The following is a 23,203-nucleotide window of genomic DNA, read 5'->3' as shown; positions in this document are numbered from 1 at the left end:
TCATGAGCGACATCGCACAGCAGGTGAGCATCGAGCGCCCCCGCCAGCCGCGCCAGCCCCGCAAGCAGGGCGGCGTGAACTGGGAGAAGTGGGGCTGGATGTACATGCGCGCGTCGGGCGTCGTGCTCGTCGTGCTCATCTTCGGCCACCTCTACGTCAACCTCATCAACGGCGAGGGCATCAAGGCGATCGACTTCGCCTTCGTGGGCGGCAAGCTCTCCGACCCGTTCTGGAAGGTGTGGGACATCGCGCTGCTCTGGCTCGCGGTCATCCACGGCGCCAACGGCATGCGCACCCTCGTGAACGACTACGCGGCGTCGTCCCGCACCCGCACGATCCTCAAGGGCGCGCTCGTCACGTCCACGGTCGTCCTGCTGGTGCTCGGCACGCTCGTCGTCTTCACCTTCGACCCGTGCCCCGCCGGCCAGCCCGCGGACCTGCTCCCCTCCTTCTGCGGCGACCTGTAGCCCGCTTCCCCATCCGCCTCGAGAAAGAAGCCCGTGACCACTGACACCGCGACCCCCGGTTCCGAGCCCTCCGCGAGCACCATCGTGGACGGCGTCCACTACCACCAGTTCGACATCGTGATCGTGGGTGCGGGCGGCGCCGGCATGCGCGCGGCGATCGAGGCGGGACCGCAGGTGAACACGGCCGTCATCTCGAAGCTCTACCCCACCCGCTCCCACACGGGCGCCGCGCAGGGCGGCATGGCCGCCGCCCTCGCGAACGTCGAGGAGGACAGCTGGGAGTGGCACACCTTCGACACCGTCAAGGGCGGCGACTACCTCGTCGACCAGGACGCGGCGGAGATCCTCGCGAAGGAGGCCATCGACGCGGTCATCGACCTCGAGAACATGGGCCTCCCCTTCAACCGCACGCCCGACGGCAAGATCGACCAGCGTCGCTTCGGCGGCCACACGGCCGACCACGGCAAGAGCCCCGTCCGCCGCTCCTGCTACGCGGCCGACCGCACGGGCCACATGATCCTGCAGACGCTGTACCAGAACTGCGTCAAGTTCGGCATCAACTTCTACAACGAGTTCTACGTGCTCGACCTCGTCATGGCCGAGGTCGACGGGAAGCAGCAGCCCGCGGGCGTCGTGGCCCTCGAGCTCTCGACCGGCGACATCCACGTCTTCCAGGCGAAGGCGGTCATCTTCGCGACCGGCGGCTTCGGCAAGATCTACAAGACGACCTCGAACGCGCACACGCTCACGGGCGACGGCGTCGGGATCATCTGGCGCAAGGGCCTGCCGCTCGAGGACATGGAGTTCTTCCAGTTCCACCCGACCGGCCTGGCCGGCCTCGGCATCCTCCTGTCGGAGGCGGCCCGCGGCGAGGGCGCGATCCTCCGCAACAGCGAGGGCGAGCGCTTCATGGAGCGCTACGCCCCCACCATCAAGGACCTCGCGCCGCGCGACATCGTCGCGCGCTGCATGGCCACGGAGATCCGCGAGGGCCGAGGAGCCGGCCCGAACAAGGACTACGTCTACCTCGACATCACGCACCTCGAGCCCGCGGTCATCGACGCGAAGCTCCCGGACATCACCGAGTTCGCGCGCACCTACCTCGGCGTCGAGCCGTACACGGAGCCCGTGCCCGTGCTGCCGACCGCGCACTACGCGATGGGCGGCATCCCGACGAACATCAAGGCCGAGGTGCTCTCCGACAACACCACGGTCGTGCCGGGCCTCTACGCGGCCGGCGAGTGCGCGTGCGTCTCGGTGCACGGATCCAACCGCCTCGGCACGAACTCGCTCCTCGACATCAACGTGTTCGGCAAGCGCGCGGGCAACTACGCGGCCGAGTATGTGAAGACGGTCGACTTCACGCCGCTGCCCGCCGATGCGGCCGACTTCGTGAAGGGCCTCGTCGAGGGCGCGCGCAACTCCAACGGCACCGAGCGGGTCTCGACGCTGCGTCGCGAGCTGCAGGAGTCGATGGACCGCAACGCCCAGGTGTTCCGCACCGAGGACACGCTGATCGAGGTCACCAAGGTGATCGCCGACCTGCGCGAGCGGTACACGAACATCCAGGTGCAGGACAAGGGCCAGCGCTTCAACACGGACCTGCTCGAGGCCATCGAGCTCGGGTTCCTGCTCGACCTGGCGGAGGTCGTCGTGTACTCGGCGATGTACCGCAAGGAGAGCCGCGGTGGCCACTTCCGCGAGGACTTCCCGAAGCGCGACGACGAGAACTACATGGTCCACACCATGGCGTACCTCACCGGCGACGCCCACAGCACGGACGCCGGCGACCACATCAAGCTGAGCACCAAGCCCGTGGTCATCACGAACTACCAGCCGATGGAGCGGAAGTACTGACCCTCAGGGTCAGCGCCGCCGCACATCACCGCATCACCGATCGGAATAGGACCGCACACGTGAGCACCGCAACCCTGGACGCACCCCCCGCGGGAGAGGCCTCGGCCATCCCCACCTTCACGGTGACCCTCATCATCCGCCGGTACCTGCCCGGCCAGGACGCCGAGCCGAGGTGGGAGGACTTCGACGTCGAGGTGTACCCGACGGACCGCATCCTCGACGCGCTGCACAAGATCAAGTGGGAGCAGGACGGGTCGCTGACCTTCCGCCGCTCGTGCGCGCACGGCGTGTGCGGATCCGACGCGATGCGCATCAACGGCCGCAACCGCCTGGCCTGCAAGACGCTCATCAAGGACCTCGACATCACCCAGCCCATCTACGTGGAGGCCATCAAGGGCCTGCCGCTGGAGAAGGACCTGGTCGTCGACATGGAGCCGTTCTTCGAGTCGTTCCGCGACGTGCAGCCCTTCCTCATCTCGAACACGAAGCCGGAGAAGGGCAAGGAGCGGATCCAGTCCGCCGCCGAGCGCGCCCGCTTCGACGACACCACCAAGTGCATCCTCTGCGCCGCGTGCACGTCGTCCTGCCCCGTGTTCTGGACGGACGGCCAGTACTTCGGTCCCGCCGCCATCGTCAACGCGCACCGTTTCATCTTCGACTCGCGCGACGAGTCGAACGTGCGCCTCGACATCCTCAACGACAAGGAGGGCGTGTGGCGCTGCCGCACGACCTTCAACTGCTCCGAGGCGTGCCCGCGCGGCATCCAGGTGACGCAGGCGATCGCCGAGGTCAAGCAGGCGATCATGCGCGGCAAGGCGTAGCGCCTCCGCTCCCCTTCACGTGCGGCGGCCCCGCAGCTCCTCGGAGCGGCGGGGCCGTCGTCGTCCGTGCGCGTCTAGCGCGCGGCGAGGATGCGCTCGGCGGCCGCGCGTGCCTCGGCCGCGGTGCGAGCGCCGACCACGGCAGCGGCGGCCGCGCGCGCGTCGTCGAGGGTGCGGTGCGACAGCTCCAGGCGGACGTCGGCCAGCGCGGCGGGGGTCATCGAGAGGCTCGTGGCGCCGAGGCCGACGAGGACCACCGCGAGGAGCGGGTCCGCCGCCGCCTCGCCGCAGATGCCGACGGGCGTGCCCGACGCGCGGCCCGCGTCGCCGAGCGTGCGGACGAGGCGGAGGACCGCCGGGTGCCACGGGTCCTGGTAGGAGGCGACCGAGCCGAGCAGGCGATCCGCCGCCATCGTGTACTGCGTGAGGTCGTTGGTGCCGACGCTCACGAAGTCGGCGACCTCGACGACCTGGTCGGCGAGGAGCGCGAGCGACGGCACCTCGGCCATGACGCCGACCGTGCGGAGGCCGAGCGTGCGGCCGAGCTCCACGAACCACGCGGTCTCCTCCGCGTCGGCGACCATGGGCGCCATGACCCACAGGTCGGCGTCGGTGGCCGCGTCGGCCGCCGCGAGGGCCGTGAGCTGATCACGCAGGATCCGCTCGTTCGCCCGCAGCGCCCGGAGCCCGCGGAGGCCCAGCGCGGGATTCTCCTCGTCGGCGTCGGTGAGGAAGGCGAGCGGCTTGTCGGCGCCGGCGTCGAGCGCGCGGACGACGACCTTGCGGCCCGGGAAGGCCTCGAGGAGCGCGGTGTACTGCGCGGTCTGCGCGGCGACGGACGGCGCCTCGGCGGCGTCGAGGAAGAGGAACTCGGTGCGGAAGAGGCCCACGCCCTCGGCGCCGAGCTCGACCGCGCGCACGGCCTCCGCCGGGGATCCGAGGTTGGCGAGGAGCGGCACGGGCGTGCCGTCGGCCAGCGCGCTGTCGGTGATGGGGGCGGCGAGCGCCTCCTCGCGGGCGCGGATCCGGCGGAGGGCATCCTCGCGCTCGGCGTCGGACGGGTCCGCGATGACGAGGCCGGCCGCGGCGTCGACGACGACCTCGGTGCCCTCCGCGAGGTCGGCGGCACCCGTGGCGCCGACGATGGCGGGGATGGAGCGGCTGCGGGCGAGGATCGCGGTGTGGCTGGTGGGGCCGCCGTCGGTGGTGACGAGGGCGAGCACGCGGTCGAGCTCGAGGAGCGCGGTGTCGGCCGGCGCGAGGTCGCGCGCGACGAGGACGAAGGGCGCGTCCGCGGTGGGGATGCCGGGCGCGGGCACGCCGCGGAGCCGGGCGATGACGCGCTGCGCGACGTCGGCGAGGTCCGCCGCGCGCTCGGCCATGTAGCCGCCCATGCCCGTGAGCAGCTCCTGGAACGTGGCGAACGCCTCGAAGACGGCGCGCTCGCCCGAGCGGCCCTGGCCGACGAGGCGGCCGACCGAGTCGAGGAGCGCGGGGTCGCGGGCCATGAGCGACTGCGCGTCGAGCACGTCCTTGGCGTCGCCGCCGGCGCGGGCGCCGCGCGCGGCCAGGTCGTCTGCGGTCGCGGCGAGGGCGTCGGCGACGCGGGCGACCTCGGCGTCGGCGTCGCCTGTGAACGTCCCGGTGCCGGGCTCGGGCAGCGGGTCGGGCATCCGCATGACGGGGCCGGTGGCCACTCCGTGTCCTACTCCGATGCCGGTGATGCGCACATGGACTCCCTCGCTCGGGTGCGTGACGCGCGGGCGGGCGGCGTCCGCGCGGGTGGCCGTCCGGTCGGGCTGCCGGAACGGCCCGTCCACGCTACCAGGGGCCCGGCGGCCCGTATCCTCGGGGGATGACCGCCCCCGACGGCCGCGGACGCCCCGCATCCCCCTCCACCGGCGCGACGCCCGCCGAGCCGCCCGCCGCCACCGGCATCCCCGCCCTCCTCGCGCGCGCGATGCAGCTCAAGCCCGTGCGCGTGTTCCTCGCCTACGGGGCCGCGGGCGGACCGATCCTCGCGGCCGGCATGTCGTACCAGGCCGTCTTCGCGGTGTTCGCGGCGCTCGCGGTCGGGTTCTCGGTGGCGGGATCCGTGCTGGCGGGCAATCCCGCGCTCCTCGACTCGCTGCTCACGCTGATCCAGGGCGCGGTGCCCGGGCTGTTCGGCGAAGGTGGGGCGATCGAAGACCCGCAGGCGCTGCTCACCTCCGACGCCGTCCGCGCGACCGGGATCATCGGCTCCATCGGCCTCCTCGTGACGGCGCTCGGCTGGCTCGCCTCCACGCGCGACTCGGTGCGCCGCATCTTCGAGCTGCCGCCGCCCACCACGTTCTTCCTGTGGCTCAAGGTCAAGGACCTGGGGCTCGCCCTCTGCTTCGCGCTCGCGATGCTGCTCTCGGCGGCGCTCTCCGTCGTGAGCACCGGGCTCCTCGGCTTCGTCTTCGGGCTGCTGCGGGTCGGCGAGGACTCGCTGCTCGCGATCATCGTCGGCCGCACCGTGGGCCTCGCCCTCGTGCTCGCGCTCGACACGGCCGTGCTTGCGGGGGCGTACCGGATCCTGTCGGGCGTGAGGATCCCGTGGCCGCAGCTCCTGCAGGGCGCGCTCCTCGGCGGCGTCGCCATGGGCGTGCTCAAGGTGCTCGGCACGGCGCTCCTCGGCGGCGCGAGCCGGAACCCGCTGCTCGCGTCGTTCGCGGTGATCATCGGCCTCCTGATCTGGTTCAACCTCATCTGCCAGGTCATCCTCATCTGCGCGTCGTGGATCGCCGTGGGCATGTCCGACCGGGGCATCGACGCCCGCGACCTCACGCCGGAGCAGCTCGAGAGGGAGCGGCTCGAGAAGCTCGACGAGGCCCGCCGGATCCTCGAGGAGGAGGAGCGCGCGCGGGAGCGGGAGCGGTACGACCAGTCGCGCGGCATCACGCGGGTGCTGCTCGGGCTGCGGCGGAGGCGCCGCCGTTAGGATCGAGACCATGCCCTCGAACCTCCGCGTCGCGTCCATCAACACGAACGGCATCCGGGCCGCGTTCCGCAAGGGCATGGGCGACTGGCTCGAAACCCGCGACGTCGACATCCTCGCCATCCAGGAGGTCCGCGCCGAGACGAGCGACATCGAGGGCCTCCTCGGCCCGGAGTGGAACGTGCTGCACGACGCCGCGACCACCAAGGGCCGCGCGGGCGTGGCCATCGCGAGCCGCCGCCGCGCGGAGATCCACCGCGTCGCCATCGGCGAGGAGGACTTCGACAGCGCGGGCCGCTGGCTCGAGGCGGACTACGACGTGGACGGCACCATCGTCACGGTCGTGAGCGCCTACGTGCACTCCGGCGAGGTCGGCACCGCCAAGCAGGACGAGAAGTGGCGCTTCCTCGACGGGATGGAGCGGCGCCTGCCCGAGATCGCCGCGCACTCCGAGCTCGCCGTCGTCACAGGCGACCTCAACGTCGGCCACCGCGAGCTCGACATCCGCAACTGGAAGGGCAACGTGAAGCGCGCCGGGTTCCTGCCGCGCGAGCGCGCCTACCTCGACCGGATCCTCGGCGCGCGCGGCGAGGAGATCGAGGGCGTCGACGGATCCACCGGTCCCGGCCTCGGCTGGGTCGACGTGGGCCGCCAGCAGGCCGGCGAGGTCGACGGCCCGTACACGTGGTGGAGCTGGCGCGGCAAGGCGTTCGACAACGACACCGGCTGGCGCATCGACTACCAGCTCGCGACCCCGGCCCTCGCCGAGAAGGTCACGGGCTACGCGGTCGACCGCGCCGAGGCGTACGACCAGCGATGGTCGGACCACACGCCCGTGGTCGTCGACTACGCGATCTGACCCGTCGCCCGCACCCCCGCACCCCCTCCCCTCCGCGCTGCACCGGCGCCCCGCGAGCGCCCCGCGCTCCCCCTCACAAAGGCATCGCCATGACCGCACGTCCCGTCCTCTTCTCCGGCATGCAGCCGTCCGCCGACTCGCTCCAGATCGGCAACTACATCGGCGCGCTCCTGCAGTGGAAGGAGCTGCAGACCACGCACGACGCCGTGTTCTGCGTCGTCGACCTGCACGCCATCACCGTCCCGCAGGACCCGACGGCCCTCCGCGACTCCACCCGGCGCACCGCCGCGCAGTACATCGCGGCGGGCATCGACCCGGCCGTCTCGACGCTGTTCGTGCAGTCGCACGTGCCGGCGCACACGGAGCTCGCGTGGATCCTCAACACGCTCACCGGGTTCGGCGAGGCGAGCCGCATGACCCAGTTCAAGGACAAGTCGCAGAAGCAGGGCGCCGACGCGACGACGCTGGGGCTCTTCGCGTACCCGACGCTCATGGCGGCGGACATCCTGCTCTACGGTACCGAGGTCGTGCCCGTGGGGGACGACCAGAAGCAGCACGTGGAGCTCACGCGCGACCTCGCGAAGCGCTTCAACGGCCGGTTCGGCGACGTGTTCCGGATCCCGGAGCCCATGATCCAGAAGGACACGGCCCGCATCTACGACCTGCAGGACCCGACGTCGAAGATGAGCAAGTCCGCCGCCAGCGACGCGGGCGTGGTGTGGCTGCTGGACGAGCCCGCGAAGACGGCGAAGAAGATCCGCTCGGCCGTCACGGACACGGAGCGCGAGATCCGCTTCGACCGGGGAGAGAAGCCGGGCGTCTCCAACCTGCTGACGATCCTCTCGGCCTTCGAGGGCACGGCCGTGCCGGCGCTCGAGGAGCGGTACGCGGGCCGCGGCTACGGCGACCTGAAGAAGGACGTGGCCGAGACCGTCACGGGCGTGTTCGAGCCGATCCGCGCGCGCACGCTCGAACTCCTCGACGACCCGGCCGAGCTCGACCGCGTGCTCGCCGGCAACGCCGCGCGCGCCGAGGAGCGGGCGGACGCGATGCTCGCCCGCGTGTACGACGCCGTCGGCCTGGTGCGGCGCGCGGGCCGATGACCCTGCGGCTGGTCCTGCTCGACCTCGACGACACGCTGGTGGACCACCGCGGCGCCGTGGCCGACGGGATCACCGCGCACCTCACCGCGCGCCGGCTGCTCGACGCGGCCGACGCCGCGGAGGTCGGGAGGGCGGTCGCCCTGTGGGTCGCGCTCGAGGAGGAGCACTACCACCGGTACCTCTCGGGCGAGCTCAACTACCAGGGCCAGCGGCGGGCGCGGGCGCGCGGGTTCCTCGCGGCCTGGGGATCCGCCGACGCCACGGACCTCGCCGCCGCGCTCGCGGACGACGACGCCGCGACGGACGACTGGTTCGGCGGCTACCTGGCCGGCTACGAGGCGTCGTGGCGCGCGCTGCCGGGAGCGGTGGCCGCGCTCGACGAGATCGCGCGGCGGCACCCGGGCGTGCGGCTCGGCGTCGTGACCAACGGCGAGCGCGGCCAGCAGGAGCCGAAGATCGCCGCGGCCGGGCTCACCGCGCGCCTCTCCCCCGTGGTCTGCTCCGGCGACCTGGGCTTCACCAAGCCCGACCCGCGCATCTTCCTGCTCGCGTGCCGGGAGGCGGGCGTGGATCCGGCCGACGCCGTGATGGTGGGCGACCGGCTCCGCACCGACGCGCTCGGCGCGGTCGACGCGGGCCTGGCGGGCGGCGTCTGGTTCGACGCCCTGGGCGACGGGGACGCTCCCCTGCCCGCCGGCGTCGTGCGCATCACCGCGCTCGCGGGCCTCGCCGACGCCGTGGAGCGCGTCGGCGTCCGCTGACGGCGTAGGTCGCGGAGCGTCACGGACCCCGGGCCTCCAGCCGGGTGGGCTAACCTCGACCCATACACGTGCTCCGGGGTCGGTGGAAATCCGAGCCGGCGGTGACAGTCCGCGAACGGACGATGCGCGACCGGGTCCCCGGAAGCCTCGTCCGCCGATCCGGTGGGATTCCGGGACCGACGGTTAAAGTCCGGATGGGAGGCAGCACGCGGCGCCAGCGACCCTGCCGACGCCGAGGTCCGTCGACCGCGCCCGGAGTCCGTCCACGGACGAGGACACCATGCACGACGACCCGACGGCAGCCGCGGCGCAGGCGCTCGCGCCCGGCGACCCCGCGCTCGAGCGCGCCATGCGCCGCGGCCTCGAGCTCGCCGCCGAGGGCCCCGCGTGGGGCCCGAACCCCCGCGTCGGCTGCGTGATCCTCGACGCCTCCGGCCGCGTCATCGCCGAGGGCCGGCACCGCGGCGCCGGATCCGCCCACGCCGAGGTCGACGCGCTGCGGCAGCTGCCCGCGGGCGGCGCACGCGGGGCCACCGCGGTCGTCACGCTCGAGCCCTGCAACCACACGGGCCGCACCGGGCCGTGCGCCGCCGCGCTCATCGAGGCCGGCGTCGCGCGCGTCGCCTACGCCGTGGCCGACCCAGGCGTCGAGTCCTCGGGTGGCGCGGCCCGCCTGCGCTCCGCGGGCGTCGAGGTCGTGCCGGGTGTGCTCGGCGACGAGGCGGAGAGGTTCCTCCGGGTGTGGCTCGGATCCGCCCGCCTCGGCCGCCCGTTCGTCACGGCGAAGTGGGCCTCCAGCCTCGACGGCCGCATCGCCGCCGCCGACGGCACGAGCCGCTGGATCACCGGGCCCGCCGCGCGCCACGACGTGCACCGCCGTCGCGCGGAGGCCGACGCGATCCTCGTGGGCACCGGCACCGTGCTCGCCGACGACCCCGCCCTCACCGCCCGGCGGCCCGACGGGATCCCGTACCCGCACCAGCCCGCGCCCGTCGTGCTCGGCGACCGCGCGATCCCGGACGACGCGGCCGTGCACCGGCACCCGCGCCGGCTGATCCGCATCGCCGGGCACGATCCTGCGGAAGCGGTCGCGGAGCTCGGCCGCCGCGGCATCCGGCACGTGTTCGTGGAGGGCGGTCCCACGATCGTCTCCGCGCTCGTCGCCGCCGGGCTCGTGGACGAGGTGGTCGCCTACCTCGCGCCCGTGCTTCTCGGCGGCCCCCGCACCGCGACCGGCGACCTCGGCGTCGAGAGCATGCCGGCCGCCCACCGACTCACCCTCATCAGCACGACACGGCTCGGGGACGACCTCCTCGTGATCGCGCGACCCACCACGGAAGGCCAGTGATGTTCACAGGGATCATCGAGGAGCGCGGACGCGTCCTCGCGCTCGACGCCGAGGGCGACTCCGCCCGGATCACGGTGGAGGCGCCGCTCGCGGTGTCCGACGCCCGGCACGGCGACTCCATCAGCGTCGACGGCGTGTGCCTCACGGTCGTCGCGCAGACGCCCGAGGGCTTCACCGCCGACGTCATGCGGCAGACGCTCGTGATGAGCTCGCTCGGCCGGCTCGGCGTGGGCGACCGCGTGAACCTCGAGCGCGCCGCGCGCGTGGGCGACCGGCTCGGCGGCCACATCGTGCAGGGCCACGTCGACGGCACCGGGCGCCTGCTCGCGACCACGCCGGGCGAGGCGTGGCGGATCCTCCGCTTCTCGCTGCCCGCCGACCTCGCGCCGCTCGTGGTGGACCGCGGATCCATCACCGTGCAGGGCGTCAGCCTCACGGTGAGCGCGGTCAGCCCCACCGACACCCCGGACGCCGACGCCTGGTTCGAGGTCTCGCTCATCCCCGAGACGCTCACCGCGACCACGCTCGGCGCGCTCGAGCCCGGCGACGAGGTCAACCTGGAGACCGACGTGCTCGCGCGGCACGTGCAGCGGATGCTCGCGCTCGACGCGCGCGACGGCCGGACGGAGGCGCGCTCGTGAGCCTCGCCGCCATCCCCGCCGCGCTGCAGGAGCTGCGCGCCGGCCGTCCCGTGATCGTCGTCGACGACGAGGGCCGCGAGAACGAGGGCGACGTGCTGCTCGCCGCCGAGTCCGCCTCGCCCGAGTGGGTGGCCTGGCTCGTGAAGCACTCCTCGGGCTTCATCTGCGCGCCCATGACCGACGAGATCGCCGACCGGCTGGAGCTGCCGCTCATGGTGGCCGACAACCGGGATCCGCGCGGCACCGCGTACACGGTGTCCGTCGACGCCGCCGACCGGCTCTCGACCGGCATCAGCGCCTCCGACCGCGCGCACACCCTGCGCGTGCTCGCCGACCTCGACAGCGTGCCGACGAGCCTGCACCGACCCGGCCACATCCTGCCGCTGCGCGCGGTCGACGGCGGCGTGCGCGAGCGCGACGGCCACACCGAGGCGGCGGTCGACCTGCTCACGCTCGCGGGCCTCACGCCCGTCGGCGCGATCAGCGAGATCGTGCAGGACGACGGCGAGATGATGCGCCTCCCGGGCCTCCTCGCCCTCGGCGAGCGCGAGGGCGTGCTGGTCGTCACGATCGAGGCGCTCAAGGCGCACCTGGAGGAGTTCCACTGCGATCGTCCGCTGGAGCCCGCCGTCGCGATCCCCGAGGCGTCGCGCGTGATCTTCGAGGTCGAGACGACCGTGCCCACGACCCACGGCTCCGTGAAGCTGCGCGCCTACCGCGACCGCACGACGGGCGCCGACCACGTGGCGATCGTCGCGGGCGAGCCGCGCGCGCACGGCACCCTGGTGCGCGTGCACTCGGAGTGCCTGACGGGCGAGGCGCTCGGATCCCTCAAGTGCGAGTGCGGTCCGCAGCTCGACGCGGCGCTCGACGAGATCCAGCGGGACGGCGGCGTGGTCGTGTACCTGCGCGGGCACGAGGGACGCGGGATCGGCCTCGTCAACAAGCTGCGCGCCTACCGGCTGCAGGAGGACGGCTTCGACACGCTCGACGCCAACGTCGCCCTGGGCCTCCCGGCGGACGCGCGCGACTACGGCGCGGCGTCGGCGATCCTGCAGGAGATGGGCATCGAGGACGTGCGCCTGCTCACGAACAACCCCGAGAAGGTGCGGCAGCTCGAGGCGCACGGCGTGGAGGTGACCGAGCGCGTGCCGCTCGTGGTCGGCGTCAACGACGTGAACGCCGGCTACCTCGAGACGAAGCGCGACCGCATGGGGCACCGCATGGTGCTCGACACCGACATGCACATCGGACCTGACACCTACCCGGACGCCGAGGCGCCCGACGGCCTGACCACCACGACCGCATCACCCCAGGAGGAGACCGCATGAGCGGACACGGAGCACCCGAGATCGACCCCACCGCGCTCGACGGGACGGGCCTGCGGGTCACCGTCGTCGCCGGACTCTGGCACGACGAGATCAGCGCGGGCCTGCTCGCGGGCGCGCAGCGCGTGCTCGACGCGGCCGGCGTCACCACCACGGTGATCCGCGTGCCCGGCAGCTTCGAGCTGCCCGTGGTCGCGCGCGCGGCGCTCGACGCGGGGGCCGACGCGGTCGTCGCGCTCGGCGTCATCATCCGCGGCGGCACCCCGCACTTCGAGTACGTGTCCGACGCGGCGACCTCCGGCCTCACGCAGGCGTCGCTCCTCACGGGCAAGCCCATCGGCTTCGGGCTGCTGACGCTCGACGACGAGCAGCAGGGCATCGACCGCGCGGGGCTGCCGGGGTCGAAGGAAGACAAGGGCGCCGAGGCGGCCGAGGCCGCGGTCACGACGGCGCTGCTGCTGAAGGGCATCTGCAGGGCCTGACCTGCCGCCCGCTCGGCTTTGATATCGAGAACGGGTATCAGTAAGGTCGTCGGGAGCGCCGCCGGACCGCCCGGCACCGCGCGCGGACGGACGGGGGCCCGATGCATCCCGCCCTCGACGTCCGCTCGCTGTCGATCGCGATCGACGGCGCACCCCTCGTCCACGGCGTCGACCTCCGCGTCGGCGCGGGCGAGCGCGTGGCGCTCGTGGGGGCATCCGGATCCGGCAAGTCGCTCACGGCGCAGGCCGTGCTGGGGACGCTGCCGCCCGGATCCCGGGTGCGCGGCGTCGTCGAGCTCGGCGGCCGCGCGGTCGGCGCGTCCGCGCCGCGCCAGCGCCTCGGCCGCGTCGCCGCCGTGCAGCAGGACTCGCTCGCGGCGCTGAACCCCCTCGTCACGGTGGGCGCGCAGCTCGTCGCGGCGCTGCGCGCGAGCCGGGCCCGCGGATCCGCCGCCGACGGCGGGCTCCTCACCCGGTCGGACGCGCGGCGCGAGGTGCGGGATCTGCTCGCCGAGGTGGGCATCGACGATCCCGACGGCGCGCTCCCCGCCTTCGCCGCCGAGCTCTCGGGCGGCCAGCGCCAGCGCGTCTGCCTCGCGCTCGCGCTCCTCTGCCGCGCCGACCTCCTGCTGGCCGACGAGCCGACGACCGCGCTCGACGTCGTGACGCAGGCGCGCGTGGCCGACGTGATCCGCCGCCGCCTCGACGCGACCGGCCAGGCGCTCCTCCTCATCACGCACGACCTCGCGGTGGCCGCGGCCCTGTGCGACCGGGTGGTCGTGCTCGAGGCCGGCCGCGTGGTCGAGGCCGGGTCGATGCGCGAGCTCGTGCGGCGACCGCGGCACGCGTACAGCCGTGCGCTCCTGGCGGCGGCGTCCCGGCGGGCGCCCGGTGGATCCGCGGATGCGGTCGCGACGTCGGCGACGGGAGCCGCCGCGGCTCCGCTCGGCGCGGTGGCGGCCCGATGACGGACGCGCTCCGACTGCCCGACGCGTCGCGCGACGCGCTCACCGCCACCGGGATCACCCACCGGTACCCGCCGCGCCGCGACCCCGCCGCGCGGCGCATCGCCCGCACCGCCCGGGCGTCCGGCGCTCCGGGACCCGCGCCCGCGCTCGACGACGTGACGTTCCGCGTCGCGCCCGGCGAGACGGTCGGGATCGTGGGCCGCTCCGGATCCGGCAAGTCGACCCTCCTGCGCGTGCTGCTGGCGCTCGAGGCGCCGACCGCGGGGACCGTGGCGCTCGGCGACCGGGCCGTCTCGCCCGGCCGCGCATCCGCGCTCCGCTGGTACCGGCGGCGCGTGCAGGCGGTGCCGCAGGATCCGGGCGCGAGCCTCGAGCCGCGCATGACCGTGCGGCAGCTGATCCGCGAGCCGCTGCGCCGCCTCGACGTGCCGGGCGACCACGCCGCGATCGTCGCCCGCGCCCTCGACGACGTGGGCCTCGCCGCGTCGCTCGCCGACCGGCGGCCCCGCGAGCTGTCCGGCGGGCAGGCGCAGCGCGTGGCGCTCGCGCGGGCCATCGCGACGTCCCCCGGGATCCTGCTCGCCGACGAGCCCGTGAGCGGGGTCGACCTTCCGCTGCGGGACCGGATCATCGAGCTGCTCGGCGGCCTGGTGCGCGAGCGGGGCCTCGGGCTGGTGCTCGTGTCGCACGACCTCGACGCCGTCGCGCGGCTCTGCGGGCGGAGCGTCGTGCTCGCGGGCGGGCGCATCGTCGAAGAGGAGCCCACCGCGCGTCTGCTCGCCGATCCCGTGCATCGGGCCACGCGCGAGCTCGCCGACGCCGTGCCGCGGCTGCCGGGAGCGCTCACCGCATGACCGCGCCCCACCCTGACGGACCCGCGGGCCCGGTCTCCGCCGCGCCCCACGCCGCCGTCCTCCTCTCCAGCCAGCTCGTGTTCAACCTCGGCTTCTACGCGGTCGTCCCGTTCCTCGCCGTCGTCATGCGCGACGACCTCGGCCTCGGCGCCCTCGCGATCGGCCTCGTGCTCGGCGCCCGCACCTTCAGCCAGCAGGGCCTCTTCCTCCTCGGCGGGATGCTCGCCGACCGGTTCGGCCCCCGCACCCTCATCGCGGCGGGCTGCGTCGTGCGCGTGAGCGGCTACCTGGGGCTCGCGCTGGCCGCCGGCCTGCCGGGCTTCCTCGTCGGCGCGATCCTCACGGGCCTCGGCGGCGCGCTGTTCAGCCCGGCGCTGCAGAGCCTCGTCGCGGCCGCCGATGTGCGGGCGCGCGCCACCCGGCGGCCGGGGCGTCCGTCGCTGTTCGCGGCGCTCGTGCTGGTGGGCGAGGTCGGCGCGGCGGTGGGTCCGCTCGCGGGCGCGGCCCTTCTCGGGCTGGGGTTCTCCGCGACGGTGCTCGTGGGCGCGGCGCTGTTCGCGGCCGTGGGGGTGGCGCTGTGGTGTGTGATCCCGCAGGACGCGGGGCGCGCCGACGCGTCGCCGTCCGCGGGATCCGCCCCCGCCGTGCCCGCCGCGGACGCCGTGCCCGCCCAGCGCGCCGACCGCTGGGCAGCCGTGCGCGACCGCCGGTTCCTCGCCTTCTCCGCCCTCTTCGCGGTCGACCTCGTGGCCTACAACCAGCTCTACCTCGGGCTGCCGCTCGAGCTCGCGCGGGCGGGCGCCGGCACGGCGGCGGTCGGATCCGCGTTCCTCGCCGTCTCGCTCCTCACCATCACGCTGCAGTGGCCGGTCGCGCTCCTCGCCAAGCGGCTCGGCCCCGGCCGCGCGCTCACCTGCGGCTTCGGCATCACCGCGACGGGCTTCGCGGCGCTCGCGCTGGGGTCCGTCGTGCCGCCGCCCGCGGGCGCCGAGCTGGTGCCCGCCGCGGTCCTCGTCGTCTGCCTCACGCTCGGCCACATGACCGCGGGCCCCGTGACCATGGAGCTCGTCCCGTCCTTCGCCGCCGGCCGCCCGACCGCGTCGTCCTACGGGCTGCTCGCCAGCTGCGGCGGCATCGCCGTGCTCGTCGCCGGCGGCGTGGTCGGATCCCTCCTCGACTACGCGCCCGCGGTCGCCTGGGGGATCCTCGCCGCGCTGCCCGTGGCGGCCGCCGTCGGCCTGCCCCGGCTCCTGCCCGCTGCCGTCCCCGCGATCGGGACCGCCGCGCCCGCGCGCACCGCGCCCGCGCCCACGACCGGCACCGCCGCGTGCCGGCGCACCGCGATCGCTCCCCCGCCCCCCCCCGATGCCCCGCGCATCGCCGTCGATGCCCCGCGCATCCCCGAGACAGGACCCCATGCCCGCTAGACGCCCCCGCCCCGCCCGCTCCGTCGCCCTCATCGCCCTCGCCGCCGCGTCGATGCTCGCCCTCAGCGGCTGCTTCGCCGCGAGCCCCGGATCCACCCCGGGAGGCGGGCAGGACGGCGACGGCCGCATCCGCCTCGCCATGCTGCAGCCGCCGCGCTCCGGTCTCACGCCGCTCAGCGACGACGCCTTCAAGCTCGCCCGCTGGAGCACCGCGGAGACGCTCGTGACCCTCGACGACCTCGGCGACGCGCAGCCGCAGCTCGCCACCGGCTGGACCCACGTCGACGACCTGACGTGGGCCTTCGACATCCGGCCCGACGTGCTCTTCCACGACGGCACGACCCTCACGGCGGCGCAGGCCGCCGCCTCGCTCACCGCCGCCGCGACCGCGAGCCCGAAGCCGCGGATCCTCGACGGCGTCGACCTCACCGCGACCGCTGATGGCGACCGGCTGGTCGTCCGCACCGCGACGCCCGACCCGCTCGTGCCGCAGCGCATGTCGAGCCCGCAGCTCGCGATCCTCGCCGCCTCCGCGTACGGCGCCGACGGCACCGTCTCCCCCGTCGGCACCGGCACGGGCCCGTTCCGCCTCACCGCGGTCGACGGCACGTCCTCCGCCACGCTCGACCGGTTCGACGACTACTGGGGCGGCCGCGCCGCGTCCGCCGGGATCGACGTGCGCTTCGTCCCCGACGGCACCGCCCGCGCCGCCGCCCTCCGCACGGGCACGGCCGACGTGGTCGAGGCGATCCCCGTGGGCCAAGCCGCGCAGGTGGATCCGCAGCTCCTGCACGAGGTCGCGATGCCGCGCACCAACACGCTCTACCTCAACACGCGGACCGGACCCTTCGCGGATCCGGCCGTGCGCGCCGCCGCCCAGGCCGCCGTCGACCGGGCCTCCCTCGTCTCGGGCGTCTACGAGGGCCGGGCCGACGAGGCCGCCGGCCTCCTCGGACCCGCGCTCCCCTGGGCCGCCGACCTCCGCGACGGCGCCTCCTACCGGGACGCGCTCGCCGGCCGCGCGGCGCCCGCTGAGGTGGACGGCGTGCCCATCACCCTCGGGACCTTCACCGACCGCGCCGAGCTCCCCGAGGTCGCCGTGCAGCTCGAGCAGCAGCTGGAGGCGGCCGGGTTCCAGGTGACCCAGGACGTGCGCGAGTACCAGTACATCGAGGCCGACGCGCTGGCGGGGAAGTTCGACGCGTTCATCCTGTCGCGCGCCACCGTGCTCGACTCGGGGGATCCGGCCGCGTACCTCTACAGCGACTTCGCGTGCCAGGGGTCGTTCAACATCTCGCAGGTGTGCGACCCCGCGGTCGACCAGGCGCTCGCAGAGGCATCCGCGCTGCCGGCCGGGCCCGAGCGGCGCGCGGCGATCATGCGGGTCGAGGCGCTCGTGCTCGCCGACGACGCCGCGGTGCCGCTCCTGCACGAGCGCGTGATCCAGGGCGAGGCCGCCGGGGTGACGGGCGCCGTGCGCGATCCCCGCGAGCGCGCGCTCATCACGGCCGACACGCGCGTCACGCGCTGATGGGCCGCGCGCGCGACGGGCTCGTCGTCGGGGCGTCCCGCGTCGTCGCCGTCGGCGGCCTCGTGGCGCTCGTCGGCGCGCTCCCCTGGCTCTCGGGACGCTCGCCCGAGTACACGATCCTCCGCGCGCGCTACGCCGACCTCGAGGCGACCCCGGAGGCGCTCGCGTCGGTGCGCGCCCAGCTCGGCCTCGACCGCGGGCCGCTCGCCGTCTCGGCGGACTGGGTCGCCGGCGTCGTCCGCGGCGACCTCGGCACATCGTGGATCTCGGGCCGCCCCGTGCTCCCCGGCACCCTCGCCGCGCTCGGCGTCTCCCTCACGCTGATGGCGTTCGCGTTCGCGGTCGCCGCGGGGATCGCGGCGCTCCTCTGCACGCCCGCCCTCCGCGACGCGACGCGCGGGCGCCGCGCCTCCGGATCCGGCGCCCTGGCCGCCGCCCTCACCGCGCTCCCCGAGTTCCTGCTCGCGACTGCGCTCCTCGTGGTGGTCGCCGTCGGGCTGCGCTGGGCCCCGCCCTCCGGCTGGGACGGGCCCGCGAACGCGGTGCTCCCCGCGCTCGCCCTCGGGATCCCCGGCGGCGGGCTCATCGGGCGCCTCCTCGCCGACGCGATCCGGGCGGCGTCCGCCGAGCGCTGGGTGGCGACCTGGGCGATGGCGGGCCTGCACCCCGCGCGCACGGCCGTCGCGGTGCTGCGCCGCGCGCTCCCGTCGGCGCTCGGGCAGGTCGGGCTCGTGCTCGTGGGCCTCACGGGCGGCGCGGTCGCGGTCGAGCAGGTGTTCGCGATCCCCGGGATCGGCCGCGCGACCCTCGGCGCGGCCGGCAGCCAGGACGTGCCGGCGCTCCAGGCGGGCGTGCTCGCGCTCCTCGCGGTCGCCGTCGCGGCGGGCGTCCTCGCGGACCTCGCCCGCCGCGCGCTCCTCGGGCCCGCCCTCCGCCTCGGATCGCTGCCCGTGCCCGACGCGCGCGTCCCCGCCCGCCGCCGCGACGCCGTCGTCCCGGGCGTCGCCGCGGGCCTCCTGGCGCTCATCGTCGTCGCGGGCCTCGTGCGGGATCCGCTCTCCGCCACCGCGGGCCGCCTCGCCCCGCCCTCGTGGGCGCTCCCCTTCGGCGCCGACGCGAGCGGACGCGACCTCCTCGGCCGCGTCGGCCACGGCGCCGTCACCACGCTCGGCACCGCGCTCCTCGTGGTGATCGCCTGCTGCGTCGTCGGGCTCGCGCTCGGGCTCCTGCCGCGCGCGGCGATCGGGCCCATCGAGGTCGCGAACGCGGCGCCGCCGATCCTGGCGGGCATCGTGGTGGCTGCGGTCCAGGGCCCGTCCACCGCGGGCGCCGCCGTCGCCGTGGCGGCCGTCGGCTGGGCGCCGCTCGCCGCGCACGCCGGGGCGCTCATGCAGGAGGCGCGCGCGCAGCCGCACGTGCGGATCCTGCCGGTGCTCGGCGTCGGACGGGCGCGGATCCTCCTCGGCCACCTCCTGCCCGCCGTCGTCGGCCCGGTCGTGCGGAACGCGCTGCTCCGCCTCCCCGGAGTCGCCCTCACGCTCGCGGCGCTCGGCTTCCTCGGCCTCGGCAGCGCCCGGCCGACGCCCGAGTGGGGCCTGATCCTCAGCGAGGGCAGCGCCTACGCGGAACGCGCGCCGTGGGCGGTCGCCGCCCCCGCCCTGGCCCTCGTGCTGGCCGCGGTGCTCGCGGTGTCGCTGTCGGCGCACGACCTGTCGGGGCTCGTGCGGCGGCGGCGGCGCCGACCGGCCGCGGACGCGCGACCGGCCGCGGCGGCCGCGCTCGCCGCGCGGGGCTAGCGCCGGTCGTCCGGCCCCGGCTCCTCCGCCGGCAGCGGGTCGACGGAGACGCCGCCGTCCGCGTCCCACCTGAGCGCTTCCGCCCGGTCCTCCTCGGTCGGCTCCTCGGCGAGTCGCGCGCGCTCCTCGAGCTCCTGGTGGGTCCACCGACGCAGCTGCATCACGCAGACCACGACGACGCCGACGCACGGGATCGCGAGGTACCAGAACCCGGTCGCGACCGCGGCGAGCGCGCCGACGCCGCAGAGCTTCGCGAGCTCGGGGAGGACCTGGCGGCCGGTCTCGTGCTCCATGGGGCTCCTCGTGGTCGGGCGGCATCGCGGGGATCCGCCGTCCACCCCGGCCTACGGACCGCGCACAGCTTCCCCCCAGGGGCATAAACTCAGCGAGGCCATCACGAGTGGCCCCTCGACTCCGCCGCACCCGGCGCCCGCGCCCGACCGGCGCGCCCGCCCCGTCCGCGCGCCCCCGCCGCTCACGCCGCACCAGCCGAAAGCCGTCTCCACGCATGTCCACGACCCCCGCGGCCCGCACCGCCGCCTCGTCCCCCGCCACCCCGCCCGCCGTCAACTCGCGCTCGCGCGTGATCATCGCGAGCCTCATCGGCACGTCCATCGAGTTCTACGACTTCTACGTCTACGCGACCGCGGCGGTGCTCGTCTTCCCCGCCCTCTTCTTCGCGAACGACGACCCGACCGTCGCGCAGCTCGCGTCGTTCGCCGTGTTCGGCGTCGCGTTCATCGCGCGGCCCATCGGATCCATCCTGTTCGGGCACTTCGGCGACCGCGTCGGCCGCAAGGGCACGCTCGTCGCGTCACTGCTCACCATGGGCATCGCGACCGTGCTGATCGGCTGCCTGCCCACCGCGCTCACGCCCGGCTGGGAGGTCGCGGCCCCCGCGCTCCTCGTGATCATGCGCTTCGGCCAGGGCCTCGGCCTCGGCGGCGAGTGGAGCGGCGCCGCCCTCCTCGCGACCGAGAACGCGCCCGTCGGCAAGCGCGCCATCTACGGCACGTTCCCGCAGCTCGGCGCGCCCATCGGCTTCATCGTCGCCAACGGCGTCTTCCTCGCGCTGAGCCTCGGCCTCTCCCCCGAGCAGTTCCAGGCCTGGGGCTGGCGCGTGCCGTTCCTCGCGAGCGCCGTGCTCGTGATCGTTGGCCTCTACGTGCGCCTCAAGCTCATCGAGACGCCCGCGTTCCAGAAGGTCGTGGACTCCGGCGAGGTCGCGAAGCTGCCCGTCGCGCGCGTGTTCGTCACGAGCTGGCGCCCGCTGATCCTCGGCACATTCATCATGCTGGCGACCTACACGCTCTTCTACCTGATGACCACGTTCACGCTCACCTACGGCACCACCGCGCGCGACGCCGCCACCGCCGAGGCCGCCGCGACCGCCGCCGGCAAGCCGTTCAACCCGGACACGTTCGCCGCGGGCCTCGGCTACGCGCGCAACGACTTCCTGCTCATGCTCATCGTGGGAGTCGTGTTCTTCGGGATCTTCACCATGGTCTCGGGTCCCCTCGCGGAGCGGTACGGCCGCCGGAAGATGCTCATCGCGACCACCGTCGGGATCCTCGTCTTCGGCCTGCTCTTCGTGCCCCTGTTCTCCGGCGGCTTCGTCGGCACCATGGCGCTCCTCATCATCGGCTTCACGCTCATGGGCCTCACCTTCGGGCCGATGGGCGCGGTGCTGCCGGAGCTCTTCCCGACGAACGTGCGCTACACGGGATCCGCGATCAGCTACAACGTCGCGAGCATCCTCGGCGCCGCGGTCGCGCCGTTCATCGCGGTGGCGCTGTGGCAGCTGCTCGACGGGAACGTGCTGCTCGTCGGCGTGTACCTGAGCGCCATGGCGGCGATCACGCTCGTGGCGCTGGTCATCAGCCGCGAGACGCGCGACGCGGACTACGCGGGGAACGTCAGCTGACGCCGGTCATGTGAGCGGTCCGCCCGGAGGGGCGGGGAGCGCCGGTACCGTCGGCGCGCCACGATCCGTGGCAGCCCCCGTCCCTCCGTCGGAAGCCGCCTCCATGTCCGCTGCCTCGCCCCTCGCACCCGTCGCCGCCGCCCCGGCCAACCCGCGCTCGCGCGTGCTGGTGGCGAGCCTCGTCGGGACGTCCATCGAGTTCTTCGACTTCTACGTCTACGCCACCGCCGCGGTGTTGGTGTTCCCGGCCCTCTTCTTCGCGAACGACGACCCCGCGGTCGCGCTGCTGCAGTCGCTCGCCGTGTTCGGCGTCGCGTTCTTCGCCCGGCCCATCGGATCCGTGCTCTTCGGCCACTTCGGCGACCGGTTCGGCCGCACCCGCACGCTCGTCGCGTCGCTGCTCACCATGGGCATCGCCACGGTGCTCATCGGATCGCTGCCGAGCGGCCTCACGCCGGGCTGGGAGATCGCGGCCCCCGCCGCCCTCGCCGTGCTCCGCTTCGTCCAGGGCCTCGGGCTCGGCGGCGAGTGGGGCGGCGCGGCGCTGCTCGCGACGGAGAACGCGCCCGCGGGCAAGCGGGCGATCTACGGCACGTTCCCGCAGCTCGGCGCGCCCATCGGCTTCTTCCTCAGCACCGGCCTGTTCCTGGTCCTCTCCCTCACCCTCTCCCCCGCCGACCTGCAGTCGTGGGGCTGGCGCGTGCCGTTCCTCGCCAGCGCCGTGCTCGTGCTCGTGGGCCTCTACGTGCGCGTGAAGCTCGTCGAGGCGCCGGAGTTCCAGGTGGTGCTCGACCGCGGCGCGACCTCCCGGCTGCCGCTCGGCCGCACGATCCGCACGGGCTGGCGCGGGCTGATCCTCGGAGCGCTCGCCCTCCTCGCCATCTTCACGCTCTTCTACCTCATGACCACGTTCACGGTCACCTACGGCACGTCGCCGCGCACCGCGGAGGCCGCGCAGGCCGCCGCCACCGCCGCGGGCAAGCCGTTCGAGGCGGCGTCGTTCCACGCCGGCCTCGGCTACGCCCGCACCGACTTCCTGCTCATGCTCCTCGTCGGCGTCGTGTTCTTCGCGATCGCCATCGTCGTCTCGGGCGTGCTCGCGGAGCGGCGCGGCGCCCGGCCGATCGTGGCCATGAGCGCCGCCGGCATGGTCGTGTTCGGGCTGCTGATGGACCCCCTGCTCGCCGCCGGCCTGCCCGGCACCCTCATGTTCGTGGTCCTCGGCTTCGCGCTCATCGGCATCGGGTACGGCGCCGTCGGATCCCTGCTGCCCGGCCTGTTCGCCGCCGACGTCCGCTACACGGGCGCCTCCCTGGCGTTCAGCCTCGCGGGCATCATCGGCGGGGCCGTCGCGCCGTTCATCGCGACCTGGCTGTGGGAAATCGGCGGCGGCGGCGTGATGCTGGTCGGCGTCTACCTCAGCGTCGCGTCCGTGATCTCGCTCGTGGCGCTCCTCGTGCTGCGCGAGCACGGCGAGGCGAAGCGCACTGCCGCCGCCCGCGGGCGGTGAGCGCGGAGGGCCGGGTCGACGCGTCGGCCCGGCCCTCCGTCGTTCACCAGGCCCGGTGGATCGCCTCGGCCCGCGCCCGCATCGCCGCCGACCTGCCGTGCACCAGCAGGCCGACCACGAGGCCGATGGACGCCACGAGGATCACGGTCCGCAGCGCGACGAGCAGCAGCAGCAGCGGCACCCACCCGTCTCCCGTCAGGAACGCCGCGATGCCCGTCTGGGACAGCCAGGACACCGCCGTCGCCGACGCGAGCACCAGGAGGGACACGCGGGCCACCGGCTCGAGCAGCCGCCCGCGGACGACCACGACGGCGAGCACCAGGACCGCGATCGCGTGGACCGCGACCGCCGCCGGGGACAGGATCGCCGGGGCCGACGGCGGCACCGGCTCCGTCGGGTCCGAGACGGTCAGGCCGGTCAGCGCGCTCGTCAGCGCCAGCGCGCCCTGCGCGCCCGCGACCACGAGCGCCGCCACGCCCGCCACCCGCGGAGGCGAAACCTGCCACGAGCGTCGTCCTCGATGATCCGCTCATGGCCGTCGCGCGCATCGCATCCCCCATCGCC

General features: G+C 74.6%; 21 protein-coding genes and 1 riboswitch. Of the genes, 18 read left to right on the top strand and 3 right to left on the bottom strand.

What is annotated here, in order from left to right; translation table 11 throughout:
- The first annotated feature begins 2 nt into the window (after nt 1-2).
- From CMN_RS04555 to CMN_RS04545, 3 genes are read left to right on the top strand one after another with little or no spacing between them, the layout of a single operon-like run.
- On the top strand, nt 3-467 hold the full coding sequence (locus tag CMN_RS04555; protein WP_015489674.1) for a succinate dehydrogenase hydrophobic membrane anchor subunit: 465 nt from the start codon (nt 3-5) through the stop codon (nt 465-467).
- 33 nt (nt 468-500) lie between these two features.
- Nucleotides 501-2,324: a succinate dehydrogenase flavoprotein subunit gene (gene sdhA, locus CMN_RS04550; protein WP_015489673.1), complete on the top strand. Its 1,824-nt coding sequence runs from the start codon at nt 501-503 to the stop codon at nt 2,322-2,324.
- Nucleotides 2,325-2,383: 59 nt separating this feature from the next.
- Nucleotides 2,384-3,145: a succinate dehydrogenase iron-sulfur subunit gene (locus CMN_RS04545; protein WP_015489672.1), complete on the top strand. Its 762-nt coding sequence runs from the start codon at nt 2,384-2,386 to the stop codon at nt 3,143-3,145.
- A gap of 74 nt (nt 3,146-3,219) precedes the next feature.
- On the opposite strand, the gene ptsP is transcribed toward CMN_RS04545, so the two are convergent.
- Entirely contained in the window at nt 3,220-4,875 is a 1,656-nt protein-coding gene (ptsP, locus tag CMN_RS04540) for a phosphoenolpyruvate--protein phosphotransferase (protein WP_015489671.1), read from the bottom strand.
- 125 nt (nt 4,876-5,000) lie between these two features.
- Here ptsP and CMN_RS04535 point away from each other — a divergent pair, with 125 nt between their 5' ends.
- The 13 genes from CMN_RS04535 to CMN_RS04475 all read left to right on the top strand — a co-directional run bounded on the left by CMN_RS04535 (nt 5,001) and on the right by CMN_RS04475 (nt 19,205).
- Complete coding sequence (locus tag CMN_RS04535) at nt 5,001-6,110, top strand: YihY/virulence factor BrkB family protein (RefSeq protein ID WP_015489670.1); 1,110 nt, start codon at nt 5,001-5,003, stop codon at nt 6,108-6,110.
- Nucleotides 6,111-6,120: 10 nt separating this feature from the next.
- Entirely contained in the window at nt 6,121-6,966 is an 846-nt protein-coding gene (locus tag CMN_RS04530; RefSeq protein ID WP_015489669.1) for an exodeoxyribonuclease III, read from the top strand.
- 89 nt (nt 6,967-7,055) lie between these two features.
- Nucleotides 7,056-8,069: a tryptophan--tRNA ligase gene (gene trpS, locus CMN_RS04525; RefSeq protein WP_015489668.1), complete on the top strand. Its 1,014-nt coding sequence runs from the start codon at nt 7,056-7,058 to the stop codon at nt 8,067-8,069.
- Nucleotides 8,066-8,830, top strand: a complete 765-nt coding sequence (locus tag CMN_RS04520; protein WP_015489667.1) for an HAD family hydrolase — start codon at nt 8,066-8,068, stop codon at nt 8,828-8,830. Before trpS ends, CMN_RS04520 begins: the two co-directional genes overlap by 4 nt.
- Nucleotides 8,831-8,896: 66 nt before the next feature.
- Nucleotides 8,897-9,040: riboswitch (FMN riboswitch) on the top strand.
- Nucleotides 9,041-9,110: 70 nt separating this feature from the next.
- Nucleotides 9,111-10,178 carry a bifunctional diaminohydroxyphosphoribosylaminopyrimidine deaminase/5-amino-6-(5-phosphoribosylamino)uracil reductase RibD gene (gene ribD, locus CMN_RS04515; protein ID WP_015489666.1) on the top strand — a complete coding sequence of 356 codons (1,068 nt, stop codon included), beginning with the start codon at nt 9,111-9,113 and terminating at the stop codon, nt 10,176-10,178.
- Entirely contained in the window at nt 10,178-10,819 is a 642-nt protein-coding gene (locus CMN_RS04510) for a riboflavin synthase (RefSeq protein ID WP_015489665.1), read from the top strand. The genes ribD and CMN_RS04510 overlap by 1 nt, the downstream gene beginning before the upstream one ends.
- Nucleotides 10,816-12,150, top strand: coding sequence for a bifunctional 3,4-dihydroxy-2-butanone-4-phosphate synthase/GTP cyclohydrolase II (locus CMN_RS04505; protein WP_015489664.1), 1,335 nt, complete (start codon nt 10,816-10,818; stop codon nt 12,148-12,150). The genes CMN_RS04510 and CMN_RS04505 overlap by 4 nt, the downstream gene beginning before the upstream one ends.
- Nucleotides 12,147-12,629 (top strand): 6,7-dimethyl-8-ribityllumazine synthase, encoded by a 483-nt coding sequence (ribH, locus tag CMN_RS04500; protein ID WP_015489663.1) that lies wholly within the window; start codon nt 12,147-12,149, stop codon nt 12,627-12,629. The genes CMN_RS04505 and ribH overlap by 4 nt, the downstream gene beginning before the upstream one ends.
- A gap of 101 nt (nt 12,630-12,730) precedes the next feature.
- Nucleotides 12,731-13,597, top strand: coding sequence for an ATP-binding cassette domain-containing protein (locus CMN_RS04495; protein ID WP_015489662.1), 867 nt, complete (start codon nt 12,731-12,733; stop codon nt 13,595-13,597).
- The gene (locus CMN_RS04490; RefSeq protein WP_015489661.1) at nt 13,594-14,451 is read left to right on the top strand and encodes an ABC transporter ATP-binding protein; all 858 of its coding nucleotides are present in this window, start codon (nt 13,594-13,596) and stop codon (nt 14,449-14,451) included. The genes CMN_RS04495 and CMN_RS04490 overlap by 4 nt, the downstream gene beginning before the upstream one ends.
- On the top strand, nt 14,448-15,878 hold the full coding sequence (locus CMN_RS04485) for an MFS transporter (RefSeq protein WP_015489660.1): 1,431 nt from the start codon (nt 14,448-14,450) through the stop codon (nt 15,876-15,878). The genes CMN_RS04490 and CMN_RS04485 overlap by 4 nt, the downstream gene beginning before the upstream one ends.
- Nucleotides 15,868-17,409, top strand: coding sequence for an ABC transporter substrate-binding protein (locus tag CMN_RS04480; RefSeq protein WP_015489659.1), 1,542 nt, complete (start codon nt 15,868-15,870; stop codon nt 17,407-17,409). The genes CMN_RS04485 and CMN_RS04480 overlap by 11 nt, the downstream gene beginning before the upstream one ends.
- On the top strand, nt 17,409-19,205 hold the full coding sequence (locus CMN_RS04475) for an ABC transporter permease subunit (RefSeq protein WP_015489658.1): 1,797 nt from the start codon (nt 17,409-17,411) through the stop codon (nt 19,203-19,205). Before CMN_RS04480 ends, CMN_RS04475 begins: the two co-directional genes overlap by 1 nt.
- Here CMN_RS04475 and CMN_RS04470 read toward each other — a convergent pair.
- Nucleotides 19,202-19,498, bottom strand: a complete 297-nt coding sequence (locus CMN_RS04470; protein ID WP_015489657.1) for a hypothetical protein — start codon at nt 19,496-19,498, stop codon at nt 19,202-19,204. The genes CMN_RS04475 and CMN_RS04470 overlap by 4 nt on opposite strands.
- Before the next feature lie 215 nt (nt 19,499-19,713).
- On the opposite strand from CMN_RS04470, the gene CMN_RS04465 reads away from it, so the two are divergent.
- Together CMN_RS04465 and CMN_RS04460 are read left to right on the top strand one after the other, a co-directional pair.
- Nucleotides 19,714-21,129, top strand: coding sequence for an MFS transporter (locus CMN_RS04465; RefSeq protein WP_015489656.1), 1,416 nt, complete (start codon nt 19,714-19,716; stop codon nt 21,127-21,129).
- 103 nt (nt 21,130-21,232) lie between these two features.
- Nucleotides 21,233-22,639, top strand: coding sequence for an MFS transporter (locus CMN_RS04460; RefSeq protein ID WP_015489655.1), 1,407 nt, complete (start codon nt 21,233-21,235; stop codon nt 22,637-22,639).
- 43 nt (nt 22,640-22,682) lie between these two features.
- Here the strand turns inward: CMN_RS04460 and CMN_RS04455 are convergent, their stop codons facing one another.
- Nucleotides 22,683-23,123 carry a hypothetical protein gene (locus CMN_RS04455; protein WP_015489654.1) on the bottom strand — a complete coding sequence of 147 codons (441 nt, stop codon included), beginning with the start codon at nt 23,121-23,123 and terminating at the stop codon, nt 22,683-22,685.
- Nucleotides 23,124-23,203 lie beyond the last annotated feature (80 nt).

Origin of the sequence: Clavibacter nebraskensis NCPPB 2581 (assembly GCF_000355695.1) — a bacterium.
In the GTDB taxonomy this organism is placed as follows: Bacteria; Actinomycetota; Actinomycetes; order Actinomycetales; family Microbacteriaceae; genus Clavibacter; species Clavibacter nebraskensis.
The sequence above is the reverse complement of the archived record's forward strand: the minus strand, read 5'-3'. Positions and strand labels throughout refer to the sequence as shown.